Source organism: Rhodococcus sp. NPDC004095 (assembly GCF_053604015.1).
This window is the reverse complement of record NZ_JBSGGS010000006.1, coordinates 19,177-32,344: the sequence shown is the minus strand read 5'-3', so window position 1 is coordinate 32,344 and position 13,168 is coordinate 19,177. Positions and strand designations below refer to the sequence as shown.

Sequence of the window (13,168 nt, the reverse complement as noted above, 5' to 3'; positions counted from 1 at the left end):
AGGAGAAGGTATGAAGAACTTCGATGACTACATCGACGAGTCCGGCCAGATCACGCTGTCGCCGGGCAACACCCTCGTCGACTACGTCGAGCAGCACACTCGGGACAACGCCGACGAGCTGGCATACCGCTACATCGACTACTCCCGCGAACGCGACGGCGAGGTGCACGAGCTCACCTGGACCCAGTTCGGCATCCGGCTGCGCGCCGTCGCCGCCCGCCTGCAGCAGGTGACCAAGCCGGGCGACCGGGTGGCCATCCTCGCCCCGCAGGGGCTCGACTACGTCATCTCGTTCTTCGCCGCCATCCACGCCGGCACCATCGCGGTGCCGCTGTTCGACCCGGACGAGCCCGGGCACACGGACCGCCTGCACGCGGTGCTGGGCGACTGCGAGCCCGCCGCCATCCTCACCGCGACGGAGTCCGCCGCGGGCGTCCGCCAGCTGTTCCGGTCCCTGCCCGCTCCGCAGCGGCCCCGGATCATCGCCGTGGACGCCATCCCGGACACCGTCGGCGAGACCTGGGTCAATCCCAAGCCCGACCTCGACGACATCGCCTACCTGCAGTACACGTCCGGTTCCACCCGCACCCCTGCGGGTGTCGAGATCACCCACCGCGCCGTCGGCACCAACGCGGTGCAGATGGCGGACGCGATCGGGCTGAGCACCGAGTCCCGCGGCGTCACCTGGCTGCCGCTGTTCCACGACATGGGCCTGCTCACGGTGATCCTGCCCGCGCTGGGCGGCAAGTACATCACGATCATGAGCCCCCGCGCGTTCGTGCAGCGCCCGAACCGGTGGATCCGGGAGCTCGCCGCGGTCGCGGACGGGGCAGGCACCTTCGCCGCCGCCCCGAACTTCGCGTTCGAGCACGCCGCCGCGCGCGGACTGCCGAAGAACGGCGAGACCCTCGACCTGTCCAACGTGATCGGCCTGATCAACGGCAGCGAGCCGGTCACCACCTCGTCGATGCGCAAGTTCAACGAGGCGTTCGCGCCGTACGGACTGCCCAAGACCGCGATCAAGCCGTCCTACGGCATGGCGGAGGCGACCCTGTTCGTCTCGACCACCGACCAGGCCGACGAGGCCCGGGTCATCCACGTCGACCGGGACGAGCTCAACCAGGGCCGGATGGTCCAGGTCGCGCAGGACGCGCCGGGCGCGATCCCGCAGGTCTCCTGCGGACACGTCGCACGCAGCCAGTGGGCCGCGATCGTCGACCCGGAGACCGGTGCCGAGGTGCCCGACGAGCATGTCGGTGAGATCTGGCTGCACGGCAACAACATGGGTACCGGCTACTGGGGTCGTGCCGACGAGACCGAGCAGACCTTCCACAACAAGCTCACCGTGCGCCGGCCCGAGGGCAGCAAGGCCGACGGCACGCCCGCCGACGCGAACTGGATGCGCACCGGCGACTACGGCGTCTACGTCGACGGCGAGCTGTATATCACCGGCCGCGTCAAGGACCTGGTGATCGTCGACGGCCGCAACCACTACCCGCAGGACCTCGAGTACTCCGCACAGGAGGCGAGCACCGCACTGCGCCCCGGCTTCGTCGCGGCGTTCGCGGTCCCGGCGAACCAGCTGCCCGCGGAGGTCTTCGAGTTCGGCGCGGCCGGCCTGACCTACGACGCGGACGACTCGTCCGAGCAGCTCGTCGTGGTGGCCGAGCGCGCTCCCGGTGCCGGCAAGGCCGACCCGGTGCCGGTGGCCGACGCGGTGCGCGGTGCCATCTCCAGCCGGCACGGCGTCACCGCCCGCGACGTGCTGCTGGTCCCGGCCGGATCGATCCCGCGCACGTCCAGCGGCAAGATCGCGCGACGCGCCTGCAAGGCTGCGTACATCGAGGGCACCCTGCGCGGCGGCTACCAGCAGACCGCGTTCCCGGACAGCGTCTGAGTCCTGACCGCGTCCCCGACGAGACCTCCGACGACGAGTAGCGTGGTGCACTGATGGCTGAGACAGAGATGACGGTCGCGCAGCTGCGCGAATGGTTGCGCAACTGGGTTGCCGGGGTCACCGGGCAACCGGTCGAGCAGATTTCCGACGACCGCCCGATGGAGGAGTTCGGCCTGTCGTCCCGCGACGCGGTCGCCCTCTCCGGGGAGATCGAGGAGCTGCTCGGCATCACGCTCACCGCCACCGTGGCCTACCAGCACCCGACGATCGCGTCGCTGGCCACGCGGATCATCGAGGGCGAGCCGGACGCGCCGGAGGGTGTCGACGAGGCCGGGTACTACGCGCAGCGCGACACCTCGCAGTCGCACGACGTCGCGATCGTCGGCCTGGCCTCCCGGTTCCCCGGAACCGGCCACACCCCCGACGAGATGTGGCAGCTGCTGATCGAGGGCCGCAATGCGGTCACCGATCTGCCCGAGGGCCGCTGGTCCGAGTTCACGGCCGACCCGCAGATCGCGGACGCGATCGCGAAGGCCAACACCAAGGGCGGCTACCTCGACGACGTGAAGGGCTTCGACGCGGAGTTCTTCGCGATGTCGCCGCTCGAGGTCAAGAACGTCGACCCGCAGCAGCGGCTCGCGCTGGAACTGACGTGGGAGGCGCTCGAACACGCCCACATCCCGGCCAACGAGCTCAAGGGCGAGCAGGTCGGTGTGTTCATCGGCTCCTCGACCAACGACTACCAGTTGCTCGCCGTCAGCGACCCGGTGAACGCCCACCCGTACGCGCTGACCGGGACCTCGACGTCGATCGTGGCCAACCGGGTGTCGTACTTCTACGACTTCCGCGGCCCGTCCGTCGCCATGGACACCGCCTGCTCGTCGTCGCTGGTGGCCGTGCACCAGGCCGTCCGGTCGCTGCGCACCGGCGAATCGGACATCGCACTGGCCGGTGGCGTCAACATGCTGGTCGCCCCCGCCGCCACCCTCGGTTTCGACGAGACCGGTGTGCTCACCGAGGACGGCAGGATCAAGGCGTTCTCCTCCGACGCGAACGGCATCGTCCGCGCCGAGGGCGGCGGACTGGTCGTCCTCAAGCGCCTCGAGGACGCCGAACGCGACGGCGACACCATCCTGGCCGTGATCGCCGGTTCCGCCGTCAACCAGGACGGCCGCTCCAACGGCCTGGCCGCGCCGAACCCCGACGCGCAGGCCGACGTGCTGCGCAGCGCCTACCGCGACGCCGGCATCGCGCCGTCCGGCGTCGACTACATCGAGGCACACGGCACCGGTACCATCCTCGGCGACCCGATCGAGGCCGACGCCCTCGGCCGCGTCGTGGGCCGCGGCCGCGACGCCGACAAGCCGGCGCTGCTCGGCTCGGCGAAGACGAACTTCGGTCACCTCGAGTCCGCGGCCGGTGCCGCCGGCCTGATCAAGGTCGTGCTGGCGATGCAGGAGGACAAGCTCCCTCCGTCGCTGAACTACGCCGGACCGAACCCCTACATCGACTTCGACGGCACCCACCTGCGGGTGATCCCCGAGGCCACCGACTGGCCGCGCTACACCGGTCACGCCATCGCAGGCGTGTCCGGCTTCGGCTTCGGCGGCACCAACGCCCACGTCGTGGTGCGCGAGTACGCGCCCGCGAGTGATCTGGACCCCGATGCGGGTGAAAACGCACAGGCAGCGGAGTTGCTCGACGTCGAGGCCGAAGCCGAGGCCGTGCTGGCCGACGCCGCCGAGTCGATGGGCGTCGAACCGCTCCCGAGCCCGGCCGAGCGCCCGTCCGACGCAGAGCCGCTGCCCGTGCTGCTGCCCGTGTCCGCGTCGATGCCGTCGAGGCGCCGCCGCGCCGCATCCGACCTCGCGGACTGGCTCGAGACCGAGATCGGCAGCACCACCCCGCTCGACGACCTGGCCCGTACCCTGGCCAAGCGCAACCACGGCCGCTCCCGCGCCGTCGTGCTGGCCCGCACCCACGCCGAGGCGATCTCCGGGCTGCGTGCCGTCGCCGCGGGCAAGCCGGGCCCCGGCATCTTCTCCGCGGACGCCCCGGCCACGAAGGGCCCCGTGTGGGTGTTCTCCGGCTTCGGGTCGCAGCACCGCAAGATGGCCAAGCAGCTCTACACCAACAACCCGGTGTTCCGGGCCGCGATCGACCAGGTCGACGAGCTGATCGAGTTCGAGACCGGCTACAAGATGGCCGAGAAGTTCCTCGACGACTCGATCGACTACGACGTCGAGACCTCGCAGGTCGGCATCTTCGCGATTCAGATCGGCCTCGCCGCACTGCTGCGCCACCACGGCGCCCAGCCGGAGGCCGCCGTCGGCCACTCGATGGGCGAGGCCGCGGCCGCGTACGTCACCGGCGGACTCTCGCTCGAGGACGCCGTCCGCGTCATCACCGCCCGCTCCCGCCTGATGGGTGAGGCCGAGGCGACGCTGTCCGGCGACGACATCCGGCTGATGGCGCTCGTCGAGTACAGCGCTGCCGAGATCGAGGCAGTCCTCGGCGACTTCCCGCACCTCGAGGTCTGCGTGTACGCGGCGCCGACCCACACCGTCATCGGCGGTCCCCAGCCCGAGGTCGAGGCGATCGTCGCCCGCGCCGAGGCCGAGGAGAAGATGGGCCGGATCCTGCAGACGAAGGGTGCCAGCCACACCTCGCAGGTCGACCCGATCCTCGGCGAACTGGCCGCGGAACTGGCCGGCATCGAACCGCATCCGCTGACGGTCGGGCTGTACTCGTCGGTCGACAAGGAGACCTTCTACCGCGCCGGCCACGCCCCGCTCCACCCGGTCGAGTACTGGACGAAGGGCATGCGGCACAGCGTGTACTTCACCAACGCCGTGCGGATGGCCGTCGACGCCGGGCACACCACGTTCGTGGAGCTGGCGCCGAACCCGGCGACGCTGATGTCGGTGGCCGCCACGGTCTTCGACGCCGGGGTGCACGACGCCCAGCTGATCCCCACGCTCAAGCGCAAGGAGGACGAGGAGGTCGGCGTCCTCACCGCGCTGGCGCAGCTGTACGTGCACGGGCAGCCGGTCGATCTGCCGTCGCTGCTGCCTGCGGGCGGCTACGCGAACCCGCCGCGGACCGCGTTCCTGCGCAAGGAGCACTGGCTCGACGTGCAGGTCAGTGCGTCCGGCTCGGGGCGCCCGCCGGGTGCACACGTCTCGCTGCCCGACGGCAGGCACGTGTGGGAGGTGCCGGCGTCCGCCGTCACCGACCTGAACGCGCTCGTCACTTCCGCTGCCGCGCAGGTGCTTTCGGACGTCACGCTGACCGCCGTCATCGAGCGGGCGGAGCGGCCGACCACCGGTACCCTGACCACGACGCTCGCGCCGCACCCCGGTGGCGGTGCGCTGCAGGTGCACGCCAAGAACGGCGCGGACTTCGCCCTGCTGCTCGACGCGGTCGTCAGCTCCGGCGAGGCACTGCCCGAACCGGTCGTCGCGGCGCCGGCCGAGCGGGCCGGCTCACCGATGGAGGAACTGCCCGAGATCGTCGAATCCTTCGGCGACAAGTGGGATCCCAACGGCAGCCAGACCCTCGAGGATCGGCTGGCGCTGATCGTCGCCGAGTCGATGGGCTACGCGGTCGAGGACCTGCCCGCCGAGATCCCGCTCATCGAGCTGGGACTCGACTCGCTGATGGCGGTGCGGATCAAGAACCGGGTCGAGTACGAGTTCGACATCCCGCAGCTGCAGCTCACGGCGGTGAAGGACGCGAACCTGCGTGAGGTGGAGAAGTACCTCCGCTACGCGATCGAGAACCGCGAGGAGGTCGAGGCGCTCGCCGCGCAGCAGCGTGCCGAGAAGGAAGCGGCCGAGGCCGAGGAAGCCACCGCCGCACTCGATTCCGCGCTCGACGACGAGACCACCAGCCCGGTCGCGGAGGCCGAGGAGATCCTCGCCACTGAAACACCGGACGGCGCCGCCGTCGCCGCCCCGGCCGTCGGCGACGCGTCCGACGAGGACGTCAACGTCCCGCCGCGCGACGCCGCCGAGCGTCTGACGTTCGCCACCTGGGCGGTCGTGACCGGCAAGTCCGCGAAGGGCATCTTCAACATCCTCCCGGTGCTCGACGACGACACCGCGGAGAAGCTCTCGGCCCGCCTGACCGAGCGAGCGGGCGGCGAGGTCAGCTTCGACGACGTGCTCGACTGCGAGACCATCGAGCAGCTCGCCGAGAAGGTGCGACCGCACCTCGAGGACGAGGGCAAGATCGAGGGCCTGGTGCGCGTCCTGCGGGCCCGTCCCGAAGGGTCCTCCGCCGTACCGGTTTTCGTGTTCCACCCGGCCGGCGGCTCCACCGTCGCGTACGAACCGCTCCTGAAGCGGCTGCCCGAGGGCACCCCGATGTACGGCTTCGAACGCACAGAGGGCCCGATCGAGGTGCGCGCCCGCGAGTACCTGCCGCTGATCAAGGAGATCCAGGGTGACGGACCGTACGTGCTGTACGGCTGGTCGCTCGGCGGCGTCCTGTCCTACGCGGTGGCCAGGCTGCTGCGTGACGAGGGCAAGGACGTGCGGGTCGTCGGCCTGATCGACACGGTGATGGCCGGCGAGCAGGTCGAGGACACGCCCGAGGAGATCAAGAAGCGCTGGCAGCGGTACGCCGCGTTCGCGAAGAAGACGTACAACATCGACGCGCCGCTGCCGTACGACAAGCTCGCCGCCGCCGAGACCGACGAGGAGCAGATCAAGATCCTGATGGATCTGCTCAAGGTCAGCGGCGCGAAGATCCCCGGCGGCATCATCGAGCACCAGCGCACGTCGTGGCTGGACAACCGGGCGCTCCAGACCGCGAAGATCGACTCCTACGGCGGCGACGTCGTGCTGTACATGGCCGACAAGTACCACGACGACGCGATCGCGCTCGAACCCGCGTTCAGGACGCGTACACCCGACGGCGGCTGGGGAGACGCCGTCAAGAACCTGGAAGTCATCCACGTCGGCGGTGACCACATCCAGATCGTCGACGAACCGTACATCGCGAAGGTGGGGGCGGACCTGACCAAGAAGCTGGCCGCCATCGAGGCCGAGAACCGGAGTAACTGAGTGAGCACCACCACCGCGGAGAAGCTGGCCGAACTGCACGAGAAGCTCGAGCTCTCGAAGGCGCCGGGCAATCCGAGGGCCATCGAGAAGCGCAAGGCGAAGGGTCTGCCGACACCGCGCGAGCGCATCGACATGCTGCTCGATCCGGGAACGTTCATCGAGTTGGGGCAGCTGGCCCGCCAACCCGGCGACCCGGCCAACCCGTACGGCGACGGCGTCGTCACCGGACACGGTCTCGTCGACGGCCGCCCGGTCGCGGTGTTCGCGCACGACCAGACCGTCTTCGGTGGCGCCGCGGGCGAGATCTTCGGCCGTAAGGTCGCCGCCGTCAACGACTTTGCCGTCAAGATCGGCTGCCCCGTCGTCGGTATCAACGAGTCCGCCGGCGCGCGCATCCAGGACGCGGTGACGTCACTGGCCTGGTACGCCGAGATGGGTCGACGCCAGGAGCCGTTGTCGGGCCTGTGCCCGCAGATCTCGATCATCCTCGGGAAGTGCGCGGGCGGCGCCGTCTACGCGCCGATCAACACCGACGTCGTGATCGCCACCGAAGAGTCGTACATGTTCGTCACCGGACCGGACGTCATCAAGTCCGTCACCGGCGAGGACGTCAGCCTCGACGAACTGGGCGGCGCGCGGAACCAGGTGGAGTACGGCAACATTCACCATGTCGCGCCCGACGAGAAGGCCGCCTTCGAGTGGGCCCGCAAGTACCTGAGCTACATGCCGTCGAGCTGCACCGAGCAGCCGCCGATCATCAACCCGGGCCTGGAACCGGAGATCACCCCGGACGACATCGAGCTGGACACGTTCATGCCCGACGCCGACAACGCCGGCTACGACATGCACGACATCCTGCTGAAGATCTTCGACGACGGCGACTTCCACGAGGTCCGCAGTCAGATGGCGCAGAACGTCATCACCGGGTTCGCCCGCGTCGACGGACGTCCGGTCGGTGTCGTCGCGAACCAGCCGATGTACCTGTCCGGCGCCCTCGATGCCGCCGCGTCCGACAAGGCCGCGCACTTCGTGCGGGTCTGCGACGCCTACAACATCCCGCTGGTGTTCGTCGTCGACACCCCCGGCTTCCTGGTCGGTGTCGAGCAGGAGAAGATCGGCGTCATCAAGCGCGGCGGCCGGTTCCTGTTCGCCTACGTCGAGGCGACGGTCCCGAAGGTCACTGTCGTGGTGCGCAAGTCGTACGGTGGCGGCTACGCGGTGATGGGCTCCAAGCAGCTCGGCGCCGACGTCAACTTCGCCTGGCCGACCGCTCGCATCGCGGTCATGGGCGCCGAGGGTGCCGTGAACATCATCGGCCGCAGGCAGATCGAGGCCGCGGGCGACAACGCGGCGGCCGTGCGCCAGCAGTTGGTGAACTTCTACAACGAGCACGTCGCGACGCCGTACATCGCGGCCGAGCGCGGCTACATCGACGCCGTCATCGACCCGTCGACCACCCGCCTCGAGATCCGCAAGGCCCTGACCCTGCTCCGCGACAAGACGGTTTACCAGAACCCCCGCAAGCACCATCTGCTCCCGTTCTGAGTCGTCGGCGTCCTGAACGTCGGCCTCCCAGCGTGGGCGCAATGTCACATCGTGCGCGTTCAGTGCGCACGCTGTGACATTGCGCCAGCCGGGACGGCGATTACGTCAGGGCGGGGACGGGCGCGCGCCCGCCGGTACGCGGCCTCCAAGTCGGCAACCACCGTCCGAGGTTCGGTCCGCAGCTGTCGAGGCAGATGCGCGACGACAACGATCCCGTGTCGCTCCATCCGGGCGCGGCGACGCATCGTCTGTTCGTGCAGTGCCGGTGACAGGTGATGGGCAAGTGAGTCGATCTCCCAGGCCAGTGCGACCTCGTCGATCCAGCTGTCGGGGCGTGCGATCCATTCGCCGGCCCCGTCGATGACGTCGACGTTGTGCAGCATCGGGGGGAGCCCGGTTCCGGCGTACAGCTTCTGGGCCTCGATCTCCGCCACCGAGTGTGCGTCGCCCGCCAGCTCGCGGACGACCGCACGCGGGACGCCACTGCCGCGGTTCGCGCAATGCTCCAGCTCGCGTGCGAGGTCGTGGACGCTGACATCGCCACGTTGGACCACCGTGGTCAGCAGTGCGCGGCACGCAGTCGGGTTCGGCGTCCGGCGTGCGGCGTCCATGGCACACCGCGCGATCGGCGCCACCCGGAATCGGCCCCGGTGCACGGAATCGGGAAAGTACCAAGTGCGCTCGACTCTCACGTAGCCGACGTCCTTGCAATGTGTGGTCGCGGGAAGCAGCAGGAGTACATCGTTGTGGGAACCGAATCCGGTGAACCCGTGCAAGTCGAGGCCGGTGTGCGCCGAGAGCACACACTCGGATCCGCCGTAGACCTGTGCGGCGAGCCGTCGCTGCTGTGTTGTCGGCGCCCCGTTGTGGAGTAGGACGACGCCCGGCAGGATCCGCTGCCACGGTCCGGACGCTGCGCTGCGGCGCGTGATCGTGGACCTGGGTACACCGAGCGTCTCGAGCGTCCGGGCGCGAATTACGCCGTCCTGAGAGGCATTCCAGATCACCTGCAGGTCATCGGCCCACTGTCCGCGTTTCACCCTTCGAGGATGCGGGCAACGGCCGTCGCGGAACGGCCCTCATCGACGAACTGTGGATGATCCACAGATTCATCCACAGGTGCAGGGCCGACTACGTGGCTGGCGCAATGTCACATTATGTGCGCTCGGTGAGCACGATGTGACATTGCGCCCACCACGGTGGGGAGGCGGCTGACGGCTACTTGTAGACGCGCATCATGCCCGGGTTCCAGAAGCCGGAGCGGGTCACCTCGGTGGTGTCGATGGTGGCGGCGGTGGCGTCGGGGAAGTACGGGGTGTACCGCTCCAGCGCGCCCCAGTCGCGGCCCCAGTCGTCCTTCAGGTAGGTGGGGACGGTGGAGGCCTCGGCGAGCATCTCGGTCCAGCCGAGCGGGCCGCCGTTCTCCGCGGACTGCCAGGTGTCGGTGGAGCTGACGGCCAGCGGACGGTCCGGCAGGATGCGGAAGTTCGGCACCTCGGCGACGCCGTACTGGTGGTCGAACGGACGCTGGCACGGGAACTGCAGCCCGACCGCCCAGTCCAGCAGCACCGGCTGCTCGGACCCGATGTAGGTGTTCAGGGTCTGCAGCTTCGGTACGCGCGGCGGGGTGAACGCCAACCACTGGTCTCCGGAGAGGATGGGGTCGTTGGCGAGGATCCGGACGGCGTCGGTCTCGGCGGGCAGCTCGTCCAGCGGGATCCGCAGGTTCCGCCACGACGGGGCGGGACCGATGTCCTTGGGCAGGTAGTTGCCGAGGACGGTGACCGACCCGTCGGCCTCGCGGTGCCCGTACTCGAGGCGCAGCGACTGGCCGTAGGTGACTTCGCCGTCCTTGCTCTCGGACCAGATTCGGCCTGCGGCGGAGACGACCACCAGCGGGGCGTCCTCGCTGCGTGCGGGCAGCGCGTACCAGCTCGACGTCAGCAGCGCGGGCTCCTGCACCCCGGACTGGTAGCTGCCGAGCACCGGTGTGGAGGCGGGGTCGAGGCCGAACGGCAGCTTCACCGTCGAACCGTTGACGCCCCGCGCCCCGGTGCCGCCCTCGGTGCCTGCGCCGGCGCCGTTGACGAACGTCGCGCCGACCGACTGGTTGTCGGTGTTGGCCTGCCCCGGCTTGACCTCGGTGTAGTCGGCGGACAGGTCGGAGGGCACCCCGTTCGGTCCGAATCCGGTGGGGTTCACGCCGCCGAGCGGGTCGGCGACGGGGTTCTCGGGGTCGGCGATCGGCTGCAGGCGCCCTGCGTTCGCGTCGGCCTCGGTGAGCACGTCGTCGGCGAGACCGCAGGGGGAGCCGGTGACGGCGTCGATGTTCGACCGGGCCAGCGAGTACGCCGGGTACTGCGCGACGGCGCCCTTGACCAGCGAGAGCACCTCGAAGAGCACCATCAGGGCGGCGACGACGGTCAGCGGCATCGCGGCGAGCGCCTTGATGCGCCTGCCGCGGGTACCGGAGGCCTGGACCTCCTTGCCGATGAAGTCCTCACGGAAGTACTGCCAGGCGACGAGGACCACGGTCAGCAGGAACAGCGCGAGCAGGGCCGTGTTGACCTGGAACCCGGCGAGGGAGATGGTCTTGTCGAACCACGGGATGCCGTAGCTGGAGACGTACCACCAGCCGTTGATGCCGGAGAACGAGAACGCCAGCACCAGTAGCAGACCGGCCGCGAACATGGTGCGGTTGCGCCGCGACCGCAGCGCCGTCGCCGACACCGCGACCGCGGTCAGTGCGCCGAGGGATCCGGCGATGCCGGCGTACGCCCCGAAGTGGTGGGTCCACTTGGTGGGGTTGAACATCATGAAGAAGACGGTGCCGAACACGATGCCGAGCAGTCGCCACGACGGCCCGACTGCGGCGCCGGGCACCCGCTTCCGGCGCAGCAGCACGAACAGGGTGGTGAACAGGCACAGCACCATCACCAGGAACGCGAACCGGCGGGCGACGGATCCGTCGACGGTCTGCACGAACAGGTAGTAGTAGCGGAGGAACTCCTCGTACCAGTGCAGGTTCGGACCGATCAGGGTGCGCACCCGGGTGGCTTCCCGGACCGCGGCGTAGGTCTGGTCGGCGAAGACCGCGATCAACACGATCGCGCCGGAGGCGAGGAGCGGGGCGACCAGCGGCCAGGTGCCCACGCGGCGGTGCCTGCGGACGAGGATGCGGATCATCGGGCGGGCGCCGGCGAGCAGTGCGGCGACACACATCAGGCCGGTGGGGGCGGCGCCGAGCGAGAACGCGGCGATGATGACCGCGACCGCGGCGGGCAGCAGGCGACCGGTGGCGATGGCGCGTTCGACGGAGCACCAGGTCAGCAGGGCGCCGAGCGCGACGATCGGCTCGGGGCGCAGGCCGTTGTTGTAGGGCAGCCAGAAGGCGAGGAACACCAGCCCGCCGGTCCACACCGCGGCCTGGTTGAGGCGGACGGCGCGACCGAGGCGGGGGATCACCTCGCGGCTGATGACCAGCCAGCACAGGATGCCTGCGATCAGCGCGGGCAGCCGCATCCAGGGGCTGGCGGTGGAGACCTTCGCCATCGCGGCGAGCACGTCGTAGTACCACCCGAACGGCGCCTCGGGGACGCCGAACCAACGGAAGTAGTTGGCCATGTATCCGGAGTGCTCGGACACCCGGGCCATGCTGAGCAGGTAACCGTCGTCGGAGGTGTTGGCGCCGACGAAGTGCCACACCAGCAGGGTGCCGACGACGACGCCGTCGAGGGGACGCACCCGCCACCAGTGCGGCGGGAAGAAGCGCCGGGCGCGTCGTCCGTCGATGCCGTCCAGGCGGTGCAGTGCGACGAGCGAAACGATGGTCAGGAGCGCTGCCAGCACCATCGTCATCAGCTTCAGCACGGTCGGGCTGGACGAGAAGCGGGAGTCGATGTTCGCCGTCAGCGACAGGTCGCCGACGGCGGTGCCGTCCGTGTTAGCTGCGGCGTCATCCTGCAGGTCGGTGAACACGCCGACGATCTGCGGGCGCTCGTCCCCGGTGATGGTGCCGGTGACGGGCTGCCCGTCCACGGTCAGGCCGTCGAAGGTCGCGGTGGTGCCGGTGATGTCGGAGACGATGGTGATCGCCGAGCAGTTTCCGGCTTCGACGGCGTCGCGTGGCGCGGACGCGACCACGGCGTTGCGGTTGACGACGTCGACGCTGGATGCGGTCACCCGCACCAGCAGGGCATTCAGCGGGGCGCCGGTCCCGTCGGGCGGGGCGGTGCCGAGCAGCAGGCCACCGGAGGTGGGGAGGTCCCCGACCAGGCGGCACGGGATCGAGGCGGTCAGGTCGATCGGGACCTGCGCCATCAAAGGTGCGTCGACGCTGCCGATGGTGCCGTCCTGCGGCCAGTTCAGCGTGGCCGCGGTCTGCTTGACCGGCAGGAACGGGGTCGCCACGGCGAACACGAACCCGAGCAGACCCGCGACGATCGCGATCAGCCGGGCGGTCCGGTACTGGGTTCGCGGATCGGGCGAAGGTGCTGGCGCGGGCGCGGGCGCGGTGGCTGTCAGAGCGTCGGACACGGTTGTCGATGGTATGACAGCAACCTGAGTCGCCATCACAGCATCGACAATGCGACTTTTGCCGGGTTCCGTAATGTCACATCGGGGGTCACCAAGATCGCCGATGTGACATTACGGAATC

The 13,168-nt window shown here is 69.6% G+C and carries 5 protein-coding genes; 3 read left to right on the top strand and 2 right to left on the bottom strand.

All coding sequences use genetic code 11. The features are described 5' to 3' along the window. The first annotated feature begins 10 nt into the window (after positions 1 to 10). The 3 genes from fadD32 (at position 11) to ACWEPG_RS13180 (ending at position 8,511) form a co-directional block, all read left to right on the top strand. Positions 11 to 1,897, top strand: a complete 1,887-nt coding sequence (fadD32, locus tag ACWEPG_RS13190; protein WP_450116736.1) for a long-chain-fatty-acid--AMP ligase FadD32 — start codon at positions 11 to 13, stop codon at positions 1,895 to 1,897. Positions 1,898 to 1,965: 68 nt separating this feature from the next. Then, positions 1,966 to 6,966, top strand: coding sequence for a polyketide synthase Pks13 (gene pks13 / locus ACWEPG_RS13185; RefSeq protein WP_452594681.1), 5,001 nt, complete (start codon positions 1,966 to 1,968; stop codon positions 6,964 to 6,966). Further along, positions 6,967 to 8,511 (top strand): acyl-CoA carboxylase subunit beta, encoded by a 1,545-nt coding sequence (locus ACWEPG_RS13180; protein WP_450116737.1) that lies wholly within the window; start codon positions 6,967 to 6,969, stop codon positions 8,509 to 8,511. A 59-nt stretch (positions 8,512 to 8,570) separates the two neighbouring features. Here ACWEPG_RS13180 and ACWEPG_RS13175 read toward each other — a convergent pair whose 3' ends face one another. Together ACWEPG_RS13175 and ACWEPG_RS13170 are read right to left on the bottom strand one after the other, a co-directional pair. Next, the gene (locus ACWEPG_RS13175; protein WP_452594554.1) at positions 8,571 to 9,551 is read right to left on the bottom strand and encodes a hypothetical protein; all 981 of its coding nucleotides are present in this window, start codon (positions 9,549 to 9,551) and stop codon (positions 8,571 to 8,573) included. Between the two features lie 178 nt (positions 9,552 to 9,729). Continuing rightward, a complete protein-coding gene (locus ACWEPG_RS13170) occupies positions 9,730 to 13,083 on the bottom strand; it encodes an arabinosyltransferase domain-containing protein (RefSeq protein ID WP_452594553.1) in 3,354 nt (1,117 codons plus the stop codon). Between the last annotated feature and the right edge of the window lie 85 nt (positions 13,084 to 13,168).